Origin of the sequence: Roseomonas sp. CAU 1739 (genome assembly GCF_039839775.1) — a bacterium.
Lineage (GTDB): Bacteria > Pseudomonadota > Alphaproteobacteria > Acetobacterales > Acetobacteraceae > Neoroseomonas.
Genome location: NZ_JBDOQQ010000013.1, coordinates 19,285 through 36,570, shown reverse-complemented (window position 1 = coordinate 36,570; position 17,286 = coordinate 19,285). Strand labels below are relative to the sequence as shown.

The 17,286-nt window shown below is 68.3% G+C and carries 18 protein-coding genes and 1 tRNA gene; 12 read left to right on the top strand and 7 right to left on the bottom strand.

Translation table 11 applies throughout. The annotated features are described in order from the left end of the window. Window positions 1-197: 197 nt before the first annotated feature. Window positions 198-1,172 carry an AraC family transcriptional regulator ligand-binding domain-containing protein gene (locus AAFN86_RS19690; RefSeq protein ID WP_347545255.1) on the top strand — a complete coding sequence of 325 codons (975 nt, stop codon included), beginning with the start codon at window positions 198-200 and terminating at the stop codon, window positions 1,170-1,172. Between the two features lie 29 nt (window positions 1,173-1,201). Here the strand turns inward: AAFN86_RS19690 and AAFN86_RS19685 are convergent, their stop codons facing one another. After that, the gene (locus AAFN86_RS19685) at window positions 1,202-2,101 is read right to left on the bottom strand and encodes a dihydrodipicolinate synthase family protein (protein ID WP_347545254.1); all 900 of its coding nucleotides are present in this window, start codon (window positions 2,099-2,101) and stop codon (window positions 1,202-1,204) included. Window positions 2,102-2,106: 5 nt separating this feature from the next. Further along, on the bottom strand, window positions 2,107-3,069 hold the full coding sequence (locus AAFN86_RS19680) for a tripartite tricarboxylate transporter substrate binding protein (protein WP_347545253.1): 963 nt from the start codon (window positions 3,067-3,069) through the stop codon (window positions 2,107-2,109). A 218-nt stretch (window positions 3,070-3,287) separates the two neighbouring features. Here AAFN86_RS19680 and AAFN86_RS19675 point away from each other — a divergent pair, with 218 nt between their 5' ends. Next, entirely contained in the window at window positions 3,288-4,151 is an 864-nt protein-coding gene (locus AAFN86_RS19675; RefSeq protein ID WP_347545252.1) for an alpha/beta hydrolase, read from the top strand. A 193-nt stretch (window positions 4,152-4,344) separates the two neighbouring features. On the opposite strand, the gene AAFN86_RS19670 is transcribed toward AAFN86_RS19675, so the two are convergent. Continuing rightward, window positions 4,345-5,148, bottom strand: a complete 804-nt coding sequence (locus AAFN86_RS19670; protein ID WP_347545251.1) for an alpha/beta hydrolase — start codon at window positions 5,146-5,148, stop codon at window positions 4,345-4,347. A gap of 256 nt (window positions 5,149-5,404) precedes the next feature. Between AAFN86_RS19670 and AAFN86_RS19665 the strand changes: the two genes are divergently transcribed. Both AAFN86_RS19665 and AAFN86_RS19660 read left to right on the top strand, forming a co-directional pair. Beyond that, the gene (locus tag AAFN86_RS19665) at window positions 5,405-5,890 is read left to right on the top strand and encodes an Rrf2 family transcriptional regulator (RefSeq protein WP_347545250.1); all 486 of its coding nucleotides are present in this window, start codon (window positions 5,405-5,407) and stop codon (window positions 5,888-5,890) included. After that, on the top strand, window positions 5,887-7,008 hold the full coding sequence (locus tag AAFN86_RS19660; RefSeq protein WP_347545249.1) for an aminotransferase class V-fold PLP-dependent enzyme: 1,122 nt from the start codon (window positions 5,887-5,889) through the stop codon (window positions 7,006-7,008). The genes AAFN86_RS19665 and AAFN86_RS19660 overlap by 4 nt, the downstream gene beginning before the upstream one ends. Window positions 7,009-7,096: 88 nt before the next feature. Here AAFN86_RS19660 and AAFN86_RS19655 read toward each other — a convergent pair whose 3' ends face one another. From AAFN86_RS19655 to AAFN86_RS19645, 3 genes are all read right to left on the bottom strand, one after another. Further along, complete coding sequence (locus AAFN86_RS19655) at window positions 7,097-7,444, bottom strand: hypothetical protein (protein WP_347545248.1); 348 nt, start codon at window positions 7,442-7,444, stop codon at window positions 7,097-7,099. A gap of 300 nt (window positions 7,445-7,744) precedes the next feature. Next, window positions 7,745-8,713 carry a 2-hydroxyacid dehydrogenase gene (locus tag AAFN86_RS19650; protein ID WP_347545247.1) on the bottom strand — a complete coding sequence of 323 codons (969 nt, stop codon included), beginning with the start codon at window positions 8,711-8,713 and terminating at the stop codon, window positions 7,745-7,747. A gap of 93 nt (window positions 8,714-8,806) precedes the next feature. Then, window positions 8,807-9,223, bottom strand: a complete 417-nt coding sequence (locus AAFN86_RS19645; protein WP_347545246.1) for a DUF5990 family protein — start codon at window positions 9,221-9,223, stop codon at window positions 8,807-8,809. A 289-nt stretch (window positions 9,224-9,512) separates the two neighbouring features. On the opposite strand from AAFN86_RS19645, the gene AAFN86_RS19640 reads away from it, so the two are divergent. The 7 genes from AAFN86_RS19640 (at window position 9,513) to AAFN86_RS19610 (ending at window position 14,911) form a co-directional block, all read left to right on the top strand. Beyond that, window positions 9,513-10,424 carry a hypothetical protein gene (locus AAFN86_RS19640; protein ID WP_347545245.1) on the top strand — a complete coding sequence of 304 codons (912 nt, stop codon included), beginning with the start codon at window positions 9,513-9,515 and terminating at the stop codon, window positions 10,422-10,424. Window positions 10,425-10,794: 370 nt separating this feature from the next. After that, window positions 10,795-11,985 (top strand): aminotransferase class V-fold PLP-dependent enzyme, encoded by a 1,191-nt coding sequence (locus tag AAFN86_RS19635; protein ID WP_347545244.1) that lies wholly within the window; start codon window positions 10,795-10,797, stop codon window positions 11,983-11,985. A gap of 4 nt (window positions 11,986-11,989) precedes the next feature. After that, window positions 11,990-12,319: a ferredoxin family 2Fe-2S iron-sulfur cluster binding protein gene (locus AAFN86_RS19630; protein ID WP_347545243.1), complete on the top strand. Its 330-nt coding sequence runs from the start codon at window positions 11,990-11,992 to the stop codon at window positions 12,317-12,319. Window positions 12,320-12,323: 4 nt separating this feature from the next. Beyond that, window positions 12,324-13,025 (top strand): TenA family protein, encoded by a 702-nt coding sequence (locus AAFN86_RS19625; protein WP_347545242.1) that lies wholly within the window; start codon window positions 12,324-12,326, stop codon window positions 13,023-13,025. Between the two features lie 16 nt (window positions 13,026-13,041). Continuing rightward, a complete protein-coding gene (mnmA, locus tag AAFN86_RS19620; protein ID WP_347545241.1) occupies window positions 13,042-14,145 on the top strand; it encodes a tRNA 2-thiouridine(34) synthase MnmA in 1,104 nt (367 codons plus the stop codon). Between the two features lie 19 nt (window positions 14,146-14,164). Further along, window positions 14,165-14,241, top strand: a tRNA-Met gene (locus AAFN86_RS19615). A 532-nt stretch (window positions 14,242-14,773) separates the two neighbouring features. Next, window positions 14,774-14,911, top strand: coding sequence for a hypothetical protein (locus AAFN86_RS19610; protein WP_347545240.1), 138 nt, complete (start codon window positions 14,774-14,776; stop codon window positions 14,909-14,911). Between the two features lie 184 nt (window positions 14,912-15,095). Here the strand turns inward: AAFN86_RS19610 and AAFN86_RS19605 are convergent, their stop codons facing one another. Beyond that, window positions 15,096-15,458 carry a hypothetical protein gene (locus tag AAFN86_RS19605; protein WP_347545239.1) on the bottom strand — a complete coding sequence of 121 codons (363 nt, stop codon included), beginning with the start codon at window positions 15,456-15,458 and terminating at the stop codon, window positions 15,096-15,098. Window positions 15,459-16,148: 690 nt separating this feature from the next. On the opposite strand from AAFN86_RS19605, the gene AAFN86_RS19600 reads away from it, so the two are divergent. Next, the gene (locus AAFN86_RS19600) at window positions 16,149-17,285 is read left to right on the top strand and encodes a hypothetical protein (protein ID WP_347545238.1); all 1,137 of its coding nucleotides are present in this window, start codon (window positions 16,149-16,151) and stop codon (window positions 17,283-17,285) included. Window position 17,286 lies beyond the last annotated feature (1 nt).

The following is a 17,286-nucleotide window of genomic DNA, read 5'->3' as shown; positions in this document are numbered from 1 at the left end:
AGGTATCCCTCTCTCGGCGCACCGCCAGCGAACGGAGGGGGCTGCGATGCGCGCGCATAAGCGCACCGGCCGCGACATTTCGACTTGCCAGTTTGCGACATGCTCGCGTGAAATTCATTTCATGTCCGGTGAAGGGGACTGCTGACCTAATGGCGAGTGATCTTGAGGGCCCGCAAAGCAGGGCAGGAACGCACAGGGTGGGGGTCGCGGCCGAACTTCCTGCGACGCTGCTGGCGCTCGGGGTTGATCCGAAGCCCGTGCTGGCCGCCGCGGGGGTGCAGCCCGACCTGCTCCGTGACCCCGAGAATCGGATCTCCTTCCCCGTCCTCGGCGCTCTGCTTGAGACGGCGGTCGCCGCCAGCAATTGCCCGCATGTCGGGCTCCTAACTGGCCTGCGCGGCGGGCTGCATAGCCTCGGCCTGGTCGGCCGGCTGATGGGAACCGCGCCGACCGTGCGGGAGGCGATCCTGGATCTTTGCGTCAACCAGGTGCGCTACATCGACGGTGCGGTCACCTATCTCACGGTGCAGGGTGGTGTCGGGCTCTGGGGCTATGCCGTGCAGGCGCAGCCGCTGCGCGGCCTCGCCGCGATCCAGGACGCGGCGATGGGCATCGGCATCAGGATGATCGCGCAGCTCTGCGGGCGGCAGGGCGAGGAAGCCCGGTTCGGCCACAGCCCGCCTGCCGATCTCGCGCCCCATCGCCTGTCACTCGGCATTCCCGTGTCCTTCGATGCCGAGCAGACCTGCCTCGTGCTGGCGCCCGAAGTGCTGGCCGCGCCGGTGCGCACCGCCGATGCGGCGCTGCGGCGGATCCTGCAGCGGCAGGTCACCGAATACTGGGCGCGGTCCCAGCCCGCCGTCGCCGAACAGGCCCGGCGTGCGCTTGCGGCGCAGGTGACGGCCGGCGAGGCGTCACTCGCGCTGGTGGCGCGCGCGCTCGGCCTTGGCCCGCGGACCCTGAACCGCAGGCTCGAGGCCGAGGGCACCAGCTTCCGCACCGTGCTCGAACAGGCGCGCCACGACGCCGCGTGCCAGTTGCTCGCCGCGACGCGCATGCCGGCGACCAAGATCAGCGCTGCGCTCGGCTATGCCTCGCCGGCCGGCTTCGTGCGCGCCTTCCGGCGGACCGCACACCAGCCGCCCGGTGAGTGGCGCAAGGCGCGCGGTTGACCAGGACGCGAGGCGCCGGCGCCGCTGCGCTATCCGGCAAGGGACGGCAGGCCGCGCCCCAGACGATCGAGGATCGCCGCCCCCAGCGGGTGCGGTTCCACGCAGGGCCGGCGGCCATGCGGCGGCGCGATCCCTGCGCGCTTCGCGAAGAACGGCTTGCCATAGGCCGCGAAATGCTCCGCCGTGCGCGGCATCATCATGAAGGTCGCGAGCGGCAGCACCGACCGGTGCAGCGCCTCCGCGCCCTCCTCGTCGCCGGCCTCCATCAGGTTCCAGATGCGAACCTGCACGTCGAAGACGTCGGGGGCCGGGATCATCCCCGCGCAGCCGATGCGGTGCGTGTCGGTCAGTTCCAGCCCGGCCAGGCCGTTGAAGATCGAGAAGGCGCCCTCGGTCTCCTCGATCAGGCGCTGCACGTACAGGATCGGGCCTTCGCCCTTCATCATGCGGAAATGCGGATGCTGCCGGTTCAGCACCCGCAGCGTGGCGGCCGACAGCGCCACATCCATCATGGAAGGATTGTTCTGCGGTCCGCAGGGGATCGAGACACCCTCCGCCAGCGCGCCCATGAAGCGCACCAGCGCCGCCTCGTTCAGCCCGGCCATCTGGGGCGGCTGCAATACCAGCCAAGTCGCGCCCGCCGCTTCCGCCGCGCGGGCGACTTCCAGCGCGGCGGCCACGCCGGGTTCGTTCACCGTCACCGCCACTGGAACGCGCCCGGCCACATCCTCCAGCACCCAGTCGATCACCATGCGCCGTTCCACCAGCGTCAGCTTGTGGAACTCCGTGACCAGCCCCAGCACCGCGATGCCATGCGCGCCGCCGCGGATGCAGGCCTCGACCTGCGCGCGCATCGCGGCGCGGTCCAGCCGTTCGTCGGCATCGAAGAAGGCATAGAGGATCGGCCAGACGCCGCGGAAGTCACGCACCGGCCTCATTCCTTCCAGGGATGAGCGTTCCACAGCGCCTGGTAGCGGTCGCGCAGCGCCAGCAGCTCGGCGCGGTATTCATCCGGTGCCAGGAAGCGCAGCGGCAGGCTCTGCTGGGTGGCGAGCGCCTGGAATTCCCGATCATCCACCGTGCGCCGCACGGACAGCGCAAGCCGCGCCATCACCTCCGGCGGCATCCCCGCCGGGGCGGCCATGCCGCGCATCGACCCCTCCACGATATCAAGGCCGAGTTCCTTCAGCGTCGGCACCGTGGCCGCCGGTTCCCAGCGCGTAGCACCCATCTGCACCAGCGGGCGCATCACGTCCTGGCGCCATTCGTTCATGCCCTCGGCCATGTTCATCACGGCCAGCGGGATCGCGCGGGACAGCAGGTTCTGCTTCACCTGGGCCGACCCGGCGAAGGGGATGTGCAGGAAGGAGGTGCCGCTGGCGCGCTCGATGGCCAGCATCGCGAGATGGTCGTCCGACCCGATCCCGGTGGTGCCGTAGCCGATGGTGCCGGGCCGTGCCCGCGCCGCCGCCAGCATGCCCTGGAAATCGCGAAACGGGCTGTCGTTCAGCACCCAGATGCCGCCGGGATCGTCCACGATGTTGGCGATCAGCGCGAAGTCATCCAGGCTGAACCGTGCCCGCCGCTCGATCGGCACTGTCACGATGGATGGCGTGTTGATGAAGCCGATGGTGTAGCCATCCGGCCGCGCGCGGGCCAATTCGCTGAACCCGATCTCGCCGCCTGCGCCCGGCCGGTTCAGCACCACCACGGGCTGGCCGAGGTCCTTCTCCATGAAGCGGGCGATGGTGCGTGCCGCGGTGTCGGTGCCCCCGCCGGCCGCATAGGCGACGATCATGGTGATCTGCCGGTCCGGCCGCCAGCCGGTCCCCTGCGCGTGGGCGATGGCGGGCGCGGCAAGTGCGGCGGCAAGCACGCCGCGACGAGTGGCGGTCATTCGGTCGTTTCCCCACGGAGGTATCGTTGCCGCCCAACGATGCACGGCGCGGCAGGCGCCGCAAAGGGGTTCGTCGTGGCGCGGCCGCCGGTTACGCCCGCCATCGTTGCGCGAACCGCAACGGACCAGAGCGCCGGGCGCGCCTTCAGCCGCGGTGAGGACAGGCGCAACTGGCGGCAACGGCCCGGCACCGCGCCGGCCTCCCAGGAGAACCCGCCATGACCATCCGCCATCGCCGCACCCTGATCGACGGCGTCGAGATCTTCCACCGCGAAGCCGGCGACCCGTCCCGCCCCACCGTGCTGCTGCTGCACGGCTTCCCGACCTCCTCGCACATGTACCGCCACCTGATCCCGCGCCTGGCCGATCGGTGGCATGTCGTCGCACCCGACCTGCCGGGTTTCGGCTTCTCCGCCGCGCCGGCGCGCGATGCCTTCGCCTATGGCTTCGACGCCTTGGCGCGACTGATCGAACGCTTCACCGAAACGCTCGGCCTCGACCGCTTCGCCATCATGGTCTTCGACTATGGCGCGCCGGTCGGCTTCCGGCTGGCCCTGCGCCATCCCGAACGCATCGCCGCCATCATCACCCAGAACGGCAATGCCTATGAGAAGGGTCTGAGCGAGGGTTGGAACCCGATCCAGGCCTATTGGCGGGACCCCAGCGAGGCCAACCGCGCTGCGCTGCGCGGCTTCCTCGCCCTGGAGGCCACGCGCTGGCAATACACCCATGGTGCGCATGACGAGGCACTGCTGGCGCCGGAGGCCTGGACGCTCGACCAGGCGCTGCTCGACCGGCCCGGCATCGCCGAGATCCAGCTCGACCTGTTCCTCGACTACCGCTCGAATGTCGCGCTCTACCCGCGGATCCAGGACTACCTGCGCAGCCACCGCCCCAGGCTGCTGGCCGTCTGGGGCCGCCACGACCCCTTCTTCCTGCCGGCCGGTGCCGAGGCCTTCCGCCGCGACATCCCCGACGCCGAGATCCACCTGCTCGACGCCGGCCATTTCGCGCTCGAGACGCGCGGCGCGGAGATCGGTGCGCTGGTGCGGGATTTCCTGGCGCGGGTGCATGCCGGGTGAGGGCCATGCCGCGCGCTTCCAGCACTCAACGCAATGTGATCTAGATCAATGCGCCGGCCCCGGCTTTCGGTGCAGCGTTCCGCCCGAGGTTCCCGCCTTCGGCGCCGCCCCTGACCGGGATGGCCGACGCCAGACATGCGAAGGGCCGCCGGTCACCCGGCGGCCCCGCACGAAATCAGCCTCGCGGCGCGCGTCAGTCCGCGGCGAGCGCCATGCGGCCGCGGTTGAGGATGCCCATGACGTGGTCCTCGGCCGCGTCCACGACCTTTTCCGTCTGCTCCGGCGTGTAGACATGGCCGGCACCCGGCATCACGCGGTAGTCGATGGTGATGCCCTTCTGGGTGTTCAGCTTGTCCACCAGCTTCCGCACCGACGGTTCCGGCACGAGTTCATCATCCGCCCCGTGGAAGATCAGCCCGTTGCAGGGGCAGGGGGCGAGAAAGCCGAAATCGTAGTGGCTGGCCGGCGCGCTGATGGAGATGAAGCCGCCCATTTCCGGACGCCGCATCAGCACCTGCATGCCAACATAGGACCCGAAGGAATACCCCGCGACCCACAGCATCGACGCATTCGGGTTCACCGCCTGGAGGAAATCCAGCCCCGAGCAGGCATCCGACACTTCGCCGATGCCGCCATCATACCGGCCCTGGCTGCGACCCACGCCGCGATAATTGAAGCGCAGCACGGAGAAGCCCATCGCCTGGAAGCGCTGGTACAGCGAGTAGCTCACCCGATTGTTCATGGTCCCGCCATGCAGCGGGTGCGGGTGAAGGATCAAGGCAACTGGGGCATTGGGGCGCTTCGAGTGGTGGTATCGTCCTTCGAGCCGACCATCCGGCCCAGCGAACATGACCTCGGGCATCTTCAGTCCAATGCGCTTTGCCGCAGGCCGAACCACCCTGGCCCGCTCCGTCCTAGGAGCCTGGGCTGGGATTGGCGGCGACCTGCCGCAGTGTGGGGAACCCCGCAACGACGGCGCCGGGGGGCGCCGCGTCATGGATTGCTCAAGTGGCTGCCCGTCAATGTTGACTAGGGCAGTCGGAAAACATAGCGTCGATCCACACCCCGGCCCGCATCGCTGCGTTCCTGAAAAATCAACGGTCTGGGAGCATTCCATATCGCCCCGGGGGAGGTTCCCGTGTCCCAGGGCTCCCGCACTATATGGGAACGGTGTCGCGATCGCATAACAGAATCACCACAGAGCGCCCATGTGTGAACATCGGACCAGGGTTGCGGAGGGAGCGGAGTAGGCCATGCGCTTGTCCACCCGCGGACGCTACGCCGTCATGGCGCTTGTCGAAATGGCCGCGCGCGAGTGCCGCGCCGAGGGTTGCGCCGGCGGCCGGCCCGTTACCCTCAACGATATCGCCGCGGCCCAGCAACTGTCGGTGGCCTATCTGGAACAGCTGTTCGGCCGCTTGCGCCGCGCCGGCCTGGTCGCCTCGGCGCGCGGGCCCGGCGGCGGCTACCGCCTGGCGCGCCCCGCCACCGCCATCCCGATCGCCGAGATCGTCGAGGCCGCCGACGAACCCATCATCGCCACGCGCTGTGAAGAAGGCGGACCAGGTTGCCTCGGCGGTGGTACACGTTGCCTGACACATGACCTCTGGGCCGAGCTCGGCGACCAGATCAGGCTGTTCCTCGGCGCCATGACTCTCGCCGATGTGGTCGGAGGCCGCGTCACCGGCCGCGCCCGCCCGCCCGCCGGACCCGAGGCGGCCGCCCCCGCCACGCCATGACCGCAGGCCTCGCCCTCGACGCCAACGCCACCGAACCGCTGCGCCCCGAGGCGCGCGCGGCGGTGCTCGCGGCGCTCGACCTGCCGGGCAACCCCTCCTCGGTCCACGCCGAAGGGCGCGCCGCGCGGCGCCTGCTGGAAGCATCGCGCACCAGCATCGCCGCACGATTCGGTGCCCGTCCGCAGGATGTCGTCCTCACCGCCGGCGGCACCGAGGCCAACGCCCTGGCCATCCACGGCCTGTCCGCCGGCCGGCGCATCCTGGCAGGGGCGACCGAGCACCCCGCCGTGCTGCGCGCCGCGCCCCAGGCGACGCTTCTGCCCGTCCACCCCGATGGCACCATCGACCTCGCGGCCCTCGACAACATGCTGGCGGCCGGCGGCCCCGCCCTGGTCTGCCTGATGGCCGCCAACAACGAGACCGGCGTGCTGCACCCGATCGCGGCGGCCGCGGCGCTCTGCCGCCGGCACGGCGCGCTGCTGCATGTCGATGCCGTCCAGGCGGCCGGGCGCGTCGCCCTGGGACAGGGCGCGAATAGCCAGGGTCTGGGACAGGGCGCCGACAGCCTGGCGCTGTCCGCCCACAAGCTCGGCGGCCCCAAGGGAGCCGGCGCGCTGCTGCTGCGGCCGGGCCTCGACCCGGCGCCGCTGTTCGCCGGCGGTGGCCAGGAACGCGGCCGCCGCGGCGGCACCGAACCGCTGCCCGCCATCGCCGGTTTCGCAGCCGCCGCCCAGGCCGCGACGCAAGCCGCCGCTGCACGTCTGGCGCCCCTGCGCGACGCGATCGAGACCGCCATCGCCGGCATCGCGCCCGAGGCCCGCTTCCCCGGACAGGGCGCGCCCCGCCTGCCGAACACCACCTCCATCCTGCTGCCGGGCGTGCCGGCGGAAACCCAGGTCATCGCGATCGACCTCGCAGGCATGCGCGTATCCGCCGGGGCGGCGTGTTCGTCGGGCAAGGTCGGGGCATCGCATGTGTTGGCCGCGATGGGGTTCGGTGCCGATGCCGCCTGCGCCATCCGGGTGTCGCTGCCGTGGAACGCGCCGGATGACGCGGCCGAGCGGTTCGTGGCGGCGTGGAAGGCGATGCGGGACCGGCTGGTGCGGCGGGCGGCGTAGGGTCAGGGGGGGAGGGGACACGCCCCCCGCCACCCCCCCACTCCTTTTTCTGGCTATTGGCGCCGGCGTCGAGGGCGCGCGAGTTTCGTCAGGGAGCGGTGGCGAGGCAGTCATTGCCGCGGCTGGTGAAGCTTGCCACCCGGCCGTCCACGATCTCGAAGGTGGTGGCGCAATCCCAGGTCTGGACGTCGACCCCGCCGCCCCAGCCCCACCCAGGGCCCCGGTCCGCCGTGATCAATCGGCGCTCATACTGGACGAAGCTGCGGTTGCCGACCTGAAAGCTGCGGACGGGTACGCCGAGCGCGGCGACAAGGTCGGCTTCCGACCGACCGACATACTGGCCCATCCGGGCTTCGAAACCCGACCTGGTGGCGCAGCCCTGCAGCAGCAGGACCCCGCACAACGCCGCGGCCGCAGCCGATATTCCCCGTGCCATTCCAACTGCCTTTCGCCGCCACCACCGCGGTCTGCCCGATGCTCGATGCGGCCCATCGCATCGCCCGGCTGCGGATCGCGTGAACGTCAGCGGGCACTCCGGCAGTTAGCGCGATTGAGAGTAAATCGCAACTAGAGCGTGATGGCCCTACGTGCGCATGCACCGAAGGTCTGAATCACGCGCCCAAACAACAGGTTGGAGCGTGATGGGTGAACGAACGCGAACCGATCACGCTCCAATCGCGCGACCGCGACACGTGGGCTGGCCCGCACCCGAGGAGGATGCGGACCCACCCCGGCCCTACTGCAATTCCGGGATCACCCAGAGCGGCTTTTCGCCCCGCGCCACGCGCTGGCAATTGTCGAAGGCGTTGCGGAAGCGCGCCGGCTGGTTGTCCCAGGTCGGGCCGGCGTAATGCGGCGTCAGCACCACATTATCCATCTTGAACAGTGGATTGTCGGCCGGCGGCGGTTCCTGGTCGAACACATCGAGCCCTGCGCCGGCGATCACCCCACCATCGAGGGCCGCGATCAGCGCCTTCTCGTCGATCACCGGGCCGCGGCAGGTGTTCACCAGGAAGGCGGTGGTCTTCATCATCGCCAGCGCCTCCGCGCCGATCATGTGCTTCGACGCCGGCGTCAGCGGGACGTGCAGGGAGACGATGTCGGACGTCCGCAGGACCTCGTTCAGCAGGCGGAAGCGGACGGACAGCGCATCCTCCTCGGCTTCCGACACGCGCTTGATGTCGTAATACTGCACGCGCATGCCGAAGGCATTGGCCAGCCGCGCGACCTTCTTGCCGATGGCACCCAGGCCCACCAGGCCGAGCACCTTGTCGCGCAGTTCGAACAGCTTCACCGAGCCGGGGTTGTTGCCGCGCCAACGGCCGCTGACCACGCTGTCATGCTGCCAGACCAGGCGCCGGCAGGTTGCCATCATCAGCATCAGCGCGTGCTCGGACACGGCGGTGGAATTGGCGCCGCCATTGTTGCAAACGGGGATGCCGGCGCCGCGCGCGGCTTCGATGTCCACGGTGTCGTAGCCGGCGGACAGGAGCTGGAAGAGCTTCAGCTTGGGTGCTGCGGCATAGAAGCCGGGATCGATCGCCTTGTTGCCGAAGCCGACGAGGAAATCGGCATCGCCGATGGCGGCCTTGAAGGCGTCGCTGCCGAAGGTGGCGATGGTGAGTTCCATCCCCGGCGGAGCGATCTCCCGCGCGGTCGGGATGTCGGAGAGCGGGCTCTCCATCATGAGGATCTTGGGCGCCACGCGGGTGTTTCCTGGGGTTGCTTGCCGCCACGATACGCGGCCAGCGGAACCCGGCAAGCGGCGGGCGGTCCGGCCTGCTGCATTCGGCCGTGGTTACTCGGCGACCCGCCAGGCGCCGATGGGCGGCACTGTCGCGCAGGCCGGTCCACCGTCCTTGGCCTTGCCGGGAAGCAGGGCCTCAAGAACGTTGCCCTCGAGAGCCTTGTCCAGCAGCGCCGGAGGCAGCAGGTGGATGTCGATCTTGGCGCGCCGGCTCCAGGCCGAGGGACGCTGGCCGGCCTGCACGCCGATTGCGATGTAGATGAAGCGTCTAGTCGGACCTTCGCTACGGACGAAATCGCCAAGGAATCTCGGTCCCGGCGCCATCCGTAGCGGTACGTCGAAGGAGATGGGGTCGTCGCCGGCGATGACCTCTCCGACCGGCTCGCTTTTCTTGTTCTGAAGGCTGTAGGCGACGCCGGGGAACGGGTCTTCGATCGTCAGCCTCAAGGTGATGGCCTGGCCTGCCATTGTTTCGTTTCCCCTGTGCCGCAAGCGGCAGCCTACCCGAAACCGGACTTGGATGAAGTCGCTCACAGGGTACGGCACGACTAGAGGGTGGCTGACGCTGTGCTGGACGTCGCTTTATTGCTTGGCTGGGTTCTCAGGAGCGGCGCTAGCGCCGGTCTGCTCCGCCACCCCACGCCTCATCGCTTCTTCACATAAGCGGAACGAGCAATGTAATCAGGAAGCGCTTTGGCCGGAGAGTTCAAAGAGTGCTGCACGATATCCTCATGACCCGGTACCAGCAACAACTGTGGTGGCGGGACCATCCTCCGCCGGAGTTTCATCGTTTCCTCGTCAGGTCGCCCACATCGTTTTCAGCGATTTGACTCCCGCGCTCGCCCTGCAGCCCGAGTTTTTCCGTGACGTGCATAACGCACTGGCGCGCGAGTTGGGCGTCGGTCGCCTCGTAAACGGGGAAACGTACGATGCAGTGTGCGGTGGTTTCCTGTTGCAGCCGTACGATCTGTGGAACGATTCCCACGGCAGTGCCGATTATTTTTTGAAGTCTCGCCTTAGTCTTGTCGAGCTGCTGTTCCGTGCGATCGAGGAGCGGGTTGCACGACAGGCCGCGTCGGCGCGGAAGCCCGGACTGGCGAGAATCCTGGGGCGGGAAGTGGGCGCACCAGACGCCGTAGCCGCACGAGCCATGGTCGAACAGGCGATCACGGAGTTGAACGCCAGGATGCGAGCTGCCGGGCTGGAATTTCACTACCACAACGGGCTTCTTCAGTTTGCACAGGATGGACTCATCCAGAGCAGGTTGTCAGAGCCGTGCTGGGCATTGCTGCGCGACGCCGTTTGGGCGAACGCCGAAATCGAACTGAAGGAGGCATTCCACGCTGCTGATGGACGCCGTGCCGACGCGGCGTTCCACGTAGCCAAAGCACTTGAAAGCGTGGTGAAGGTCATCAGCGATCAGAAGGGATGGACCCGCGGAAACGAGAATGGCGCAAGCGCCTACATCGACAACTTGGTTAGCCAGCAAAACGGCCGTTTCATCGCGCCGTGGGAAGCCGAATTGCTGAAGGCGTTCTTTAAGCACGTGCGAAACCCACACGGTCACGGGGCGGGAAGCCAACCGCCGCCTGCATTCAACGAAAAACAGACTGCTTGGGCACTCGAGAGTTCGATGGCCTGGATGAAGAGCCTCATTCTCAGGTGCTAACGATGTCGTGACGAGCCTCGCAGCAGGCCGGGAAGGGTGCGTATCGATTGCTCGAGAAGAGCAGACGCAATCGTAAAACATCATGGCAACGGTTGCAGCAAAACTTATGCGCCGAAGACGTGCGTCCTCGGGCTTGCTTTAAGTATTATTTCCTAGTAACATGATGCCCCCGATCTGGAGGGTGCTGCGTTGGGATCAGTTCGTCCTCATCAAGCCATGGGATGGCACCTCTGATGCCGCGTAGCATTGGTGTGTTCCATTTCGGCAGCCGCGCCCCAACTGACAATTTGTCCAAAACCGACACTTTTGACGACTTCTTCAACCATAAGTTGCTCTCCCACTTCTCCCTCATTCAGCCCATGTTGCCTCGATGACCGCCCCGCCCAACCGCCCCATTTACCTCGACTGCCACGCCACCACGCCCGTCGATCCGCGCGTCCTCGCCGCCATGCGCCCGTGGTGGGAGGAGAATTTCGCCAACCCCGGCTCCGTCGAACACGCCATGGGCCGCGCCGCGGAAGAGGCCGTCGAACAGGCCCGCGCCCACATCGCCGACCTGATCGGCGCCGACGCCAAGGAAATCGTCCTGACCTCCGGCGCCACCGAGGCCAACAACCTCGCCATCAAGGGTGCCGCGCGCTTCGCCGCCTCCCAGGGCTCCGACCGCCGCCGCATCGTCACCGTTGCAACCGAGCACAAATGCGTCCTCGAAAGCGTCAAGGCGCTGGCCGAGGAAGGCTTCGAGCCGGTGTTCCTGCCGGTGGATGGCAACGGGCTGCTCGACCCCGACACGCTGCGCGACGCGGTGGATGACCGCACGCTGCTCGTCTCCGTCATGGCCGTGAACAATGAGATCGGCGTGATCCAGGACCTCGCCGCCATCGGCGCCATCGCCAAGGAGGCCGGCGCGCTGTTCCACACCGATGCCGCCCAGGCGGCCGGCCGCATCGCTTTGGATGTGGCGGACATCCGTGCCGACCTGCTCTCGCTCTCCGCCCACAAGATCTACGGTCCCAAGGGCATCGGCGCGCTGTATGTCCGCCGCCGCCCGCGCGTGCGCATCGCGCCGCTGGTCTCCGGCGGCGGGCAGGAACGCGGCCTGCGCTCGGGCACGCTGCCGGCCCCGCTGGTGGTCGGCTTCGGGGAAGCGGCGCGGATCGCCGCCATCGAGCACATGCTGGATTCAGGCCGCATCGGCGGCCAGCGGGAACGCTTCCTGGCCGCCCTGGAAGCCGCCGTGCCAGGCATCACGATCAACGCGCCCGAGGCCCCGCGCGTGACCGGCAACCTGAACATCGCCTTCCCCGGCGGCGTCTCGGCGCAGGCCATCATGGCGGCAGCACCTGGCGTCTGCGTCTCCACCGGATCGGCCTGTTCCTCGGCCGAGGTCGAACCCTCCTATGTCCTGCGCGCCATCGGGCTGGACGATGCCCGGGCGCGCGCGACCTTGCGGATCGGCATCGGACGCTTTACCTCGCCCGCCGATGTGGACCGTGCCGCCGCGATGCTCGCGGAGGGATGGTCGCGCGCGGTTTCCGGAACAAGCAGGGCGGCGGAGTAGGTCTATGCCGAAGATGGTCTTCGTGTTGCGCGATGGGTCGCGCAAGGAAGTGGATGCACCGCTCGGGCTTTCGGTGCTCGAGATCGCGCACCGCCACGATGTCGATATCGAGGGCGCCTGCGAGGGCTCACTCGCCTGCTCCACCTGCCATGTCGTGGTGGACCCGACCTGGTTCGCCAAGCTCGCCAGCCCGACCGAGGATGAGGAGGACATGCTCGACCTCGCCTTCGACCTGCAGGAGACGTCGCGCCTGGGCTGCCAGCTGATCATGACCGACAAGCTGGACGGCTTGGTGGTGAAGCTGCCTGCCGGCAGCCGCAACGCGGGCGGCTGAGGCGATGGCCGCGCCGCGCTGGGAGACCGATTTCGGCGCGGAAGGCGGCCTGTTCCGCCGGCTGCGCGCGGCCGCGGCGGATGCCTGGTCGGGCTATACGTGGCACCCCTTCGTGCAGCGCCTGTCGGACGGGTCGCTGCCGCTACCGGCTTTCCGCACCTATCTGATCCAGGACTACCTGTTCCTGATCCATTTCGCCCGCGCGAAGGCGCTGGCCGTGGTCAAGGGCGAGAGCCTGGCCGCCATGCGCGACAAGGCCGCCGCGGTGCTTGCCATCCTCGACGAGACCAAGCTGCACCTGAAGTACTGCGCCGGCTGGGGCCTGGACGAGGCCGCGGTGATCGCCACGCCGGAATCCGCCGAGACCGTTTCCTACACCCGCTGGGTGCTCGATCGCGGGCTGTTCGGCGACATCCTGGACCTGGAAGTGGCGCTGGTGCCCTGCACCGTGGGGTATGGGGAGGTGGCCTTGCGCGTGCTCGCCGATCCGGCGCGACAGTTGGAGGGCAATGCCTACCAGTCCTGGATCGATACCTACGGATCCGAGGATTACCAGGCCATGGCTCGCGCCGCCGCGCTGCGCATCGACGCGCTCGGTGTGAGCCACGGTGGCGAGGCACGCTTCGCCCGGCTCGCGGCGGATTTCGCCGAGGCCGCGCGGCTGGAGCAGCGCTTCTGGCAGCAGGGGCTGGACGTCGCGTCATGACGGGCGCCGTGCAGCCATGAAGATCCTGGTCGCCATGTCGGGGGGCGTCGATTCCTCCGTCGTCGCCGGCCTGCTGGCCGAGGAAGGCCACGACGTCGTCGGCGCCACGCTGCAGCTGTACGACCATGGCGCGGCCATCCAGAAGAAGGGTGCCTGCTGCGCCGGCCAGGACATCCACGACGCGCGCGACGTCGCCGATCGCCTCGGCGTCCCGCACTACGTCCTCGATCGCGAGCAGGTGTTCAGGCGCGAGGTGATCGGCGACTTCGCCGACACCTACGCCCGTGGCGAGACGCCCGTCCCCTGCATCCGCTGCAACCAGACGGTGAAGTTCCGCGACCTGGTCGCCCTGGCCCGCGACCTCGGCTGCGAGGCGCTGGCCACCGGCCACTACGCGCGCCGCATCGATGGCCCGGATGGCCCCGAACTGCACCGTGCGGCCGACCCGGCGCGCGACCAGTCCTATTTCCTCGCGGCCACGACGCGGGACCAGCTGGACTTCGCGCGCTTCCCCTTGGGCGGATACCCCGACAAGGCGGCGGTGCGCGCCGTGGCGGCGCGCCTGGGCCTGGCCGTCGCGGACAAGCCCGACAGCCAGGACATCTGCTTCGTGCCGGAAGGTCGCTACGATTCGCTGGTGGCCCGGCTGCGCCCGGATGCCGTGGCCCCCGGCGAGGTCGTCCATGCCGATGGGCGCGTGCTCGGCGCCCATGCCGGTATCGCCCGCTACACGGTCGGGCAGGGCCGGGGCCTCGGCGCGGCGTCCTGGGACGGCGATGAACGGCTTTACGTCGCCGGGGTGGATGCCGGGCGGCGACGCGTCGTGCTCGCCCCCCGCGGCGCGCTGGAGACGACGCAGGCCTTGGTGGGCGAGGTGAACTGGCTTATCGATCCGCCCGCCGACCCGGTTCGGTGCGCGGTGAAGCTGCGCGCGCGCGAAGTGCCCCGCGCGGCCGTCGTCGCCTGGGATGCGGCAAGGGGCGAGGCGCGGCTGGCTCTGGCTGCGCCCGGCATCGTCGCTCCGGGGCAGGCCTGCGTGATGTATGATGGGGATCGCGTCCTCGGCGGCGGCTTCCTGCGCGCGGCCGGGACGGTTGACAGGGCGCGGGCCGCGGCCTAACTCGCGGCCCTCGCTGGATAGCGGCGTAGCTCAGCTGGTTAGAGCACGGCACTCATAATGCCGGGGTCGGCGGTTCAAGTCCGCCCGCCGCTACCATCGATAGTCTCTCGGGTCCCGCCGGGGTCCCAACGAGAAGCCGATACCCCCAATACAAGGCAGCTTTCCGACGAGCAGCTCGCCGGCACGCCGATGCATCCTGGATCCACGGCCGACCACGATCAGATCGCCAGTGAGATGCGCGCCCTGTTTACCGCCGGTCTGCTGTACGAGGCGGATCTCGAACGGCTGCAGCGCGAGACGGACACCGCCCGCATGGAGATCGAGCAGCACAAGGAGGCCTGGAGGACATGGCCCTGCGGCGGGCCAGGGAGGCACCCGCAGGGCGGTCAGGGCGCACGGGCCTGTCGGCCACCGCGACGCCCCAGTCGGCGTTCCAGGCGCCCCTGCCCGAGCTGTGAGAGCCTGGCAGCGCGGGCGCCCATCATGGCGCTGATCCACGGGCTGGCGGCTCGCTGCAACGGCATCGTCGTCGTGCTGCGCGGTGGGCCGGGTCGCTGGTCGGCGCTGGCAGGGGGGGCGCAGCCTGATTGCTGGCGGCTGCACCGCGCGCGACGCGCTGGATCACGCGATGAGCGTCAGCACCGATGGGCGCTTCGCGACGGCGGAAGACCTGACCGTGTGGCGCAGCGACCCGACGCACTGGGAGACGGAGCAGGTCGCCACCGCGCGGCGCCTGCAAGAGCACGATGGCGGCGTAGTGTATTAGGACATTCATCCATAAGCCGGGCCTGACTGACAGGTTCATCCTGTTGGCCGGCGACCGCCCGCCCGCCCGGATCAAACCTGGGTGGTGGAGCAGCCACGCGGCACGCGGCGCGCCGTTGAGGTGCAAACGGATCAGGCGATTGCAGGCCGGGCGTGGGCTAGCCGCCACGACGCCGCCGGTGTTCTCAGGTTCGGCGGCCGGAAGCGGCCGAGATCGCCGGGGCAGTCGGATCAGGCAGCGCCTGCACCGTAGGATCAGTCCGGCGCGCTGGACCCATGAACTGGAAGGCGCCGCGCCGGACTAGGCATTCGCGCATCTGCGTAAGCGCAACCGCTGATCCGCGCAGAGGCACCGCCAGCACCGGCACGTCCGGAGCGGCGAAGGCGATCCGCATGAGATTGCCGTTGACGATTTCGTTTCCAAAGCGAATGCCGGCCTCGCTCCGGCCGACGCGGAACTGCACCATGGAACCGGATTGCGTCTCGCTTGGCGGGTAACCCACGGCCGATACCTCGAAAGGTCTATTCCGGTCGAACTGCACGACCATCGGCGCATCAGCACGCGCGCGAATGTTCCAGTATCTGTTGTGGACCTGAACTACCAGCGCGTCGTCTCCATCGAACCACTACACAGTGACCGACACCCCAGTGTTGCGAAAGGTCGTTGGCGAGCTTGCCCCGACACAGGCCGGGAATTGCCCCCCGGGCGAAAATTCCCTGAAGAGCCACTGGTCCTGTGCGAAGGCGGGTGACAAAGCGGCGGTAACGAGAGCAAGCACCGTGGTGCATGCAATAGCGATTGTTTTGAACATCTCTCTCACTTCGCGGGTGATCTTCGTGCTGAGCAGGATCCCTGCCGCACGTCGCCGGTAATCCCGCCCAAGCAATTGCCGCAGGCCCGGCGGGGCCTCAGATATTCGATCCGAATTGCGAACGGATATGTATTCTTTTCATAATCGTGTTGAGCGCGCCGTCGGCTGGCGTCATGGATGCTGTCCGGCTCGGCGGGTGATCAGCGCCGGAGCGATAGCGCGGAAGGTGGACCGCAGTATCTGTTCGGCATCGCCGTGGCCCGACGGCCGATAACCACGGGCGCGCCCGGCCAGAAGCGGGACCTTTGACCGGCCGTGCGGATTATGGACGGCATCCATCCTTCACCTGCAGAAATTGCATTAGCTGCGCGGGCCGTTGGCGCGACATCTATGCCTATGCGACCGGGGTTCGAAACGAGCTTGGGATTGCAATACGTTGAACATGACGGTGAGGGTTGGGTGAACGCGCGTTTTGTGGCGTCCGAGAGACGCCTGACGGCTTTGCACGAGGCCGGGCATGCGGCGATGGCGCTCTGGTTTGGTCTGGGCGTTACTGCGCTGCATGTGTGGAAGGCTCCCAATCAGAAGACGAATGTGCGCCGGGTTACTCCGTTCGCGGGCCTGTGCGAGGCGGCGCATGCGGAAACAGTAGTCGCTCAGGCATTTCTTGGTCTCGCTGGGGTAGCTGCGGAGAAGGTCTGGACCGAGCGGCTGAAGGACAAGGCTATTGCCTGGACAAGCCTACTGCGCGGCCGGGGCGCCTTCTCCAGGTCTGACTGGGATGTCATCGGTACGGGCGCATGGATAGCCGGGCCGGAGGTGCTGGAGGCCGCGATTGCCGCCGAGAGGCTGATCGGAGGGGTTCTGTGGCCTGACGTGCGGCTCCTGGCGCGGCGCGTCATGCGGGAAGGCACAGTGCGGGAGCCAACCCTGTCCTTCGTTCTACCGTGGCGCGAGTTGGAGTGGGGCGGATCATCCGCCCAGCACGCACCGGCGCTGCGGTGCCTCGATGAGATCCTGGCTGCGGCCCGCGCGACGGAAGCAGTGCGGACGCGACCATTTTGGCCAACAGCCATGCCTGAGGCCAGGTTCAACTCCATGGTGCGGACGATGTGGTCTAAAGCGGCGCTCGCGCCTTCCATCTCCAGCGCGGAGGCAAAGGCGATGGCACAGGCGAGGGCGGACAAGCTCGCGCAGGCACGGGCTGAGGCAATTCCGCAGATGGAGAAGCTGCGGGCCGAACTCGACGGTCAAGGCGGCGTGTGGCGATTTACGGGGCTCTGGCGCGGCAAGGTGCGCGTACCGGCCCGGCTCAAACGCAGCAGCTACGGGCCTGTGTGGTTGCTGATGAAACCAATCGGCAACCGCTTACACGTGCCCTCTGGCCCGACATCGAGGGTCCAGAAGGAACTGGGCTTGCACGAGGCGGCGGAGATCGCTCCTGGTGTGGTGAAGATGCGGAAGGATCAATACGCGCCGAACGGCATGACGGTGTGGGTGGCGCGGGCGAAATGCCCATGGGGCACCGATGCAGTCCTCGCACCGGAGGGCGCCGGAAGCTAAG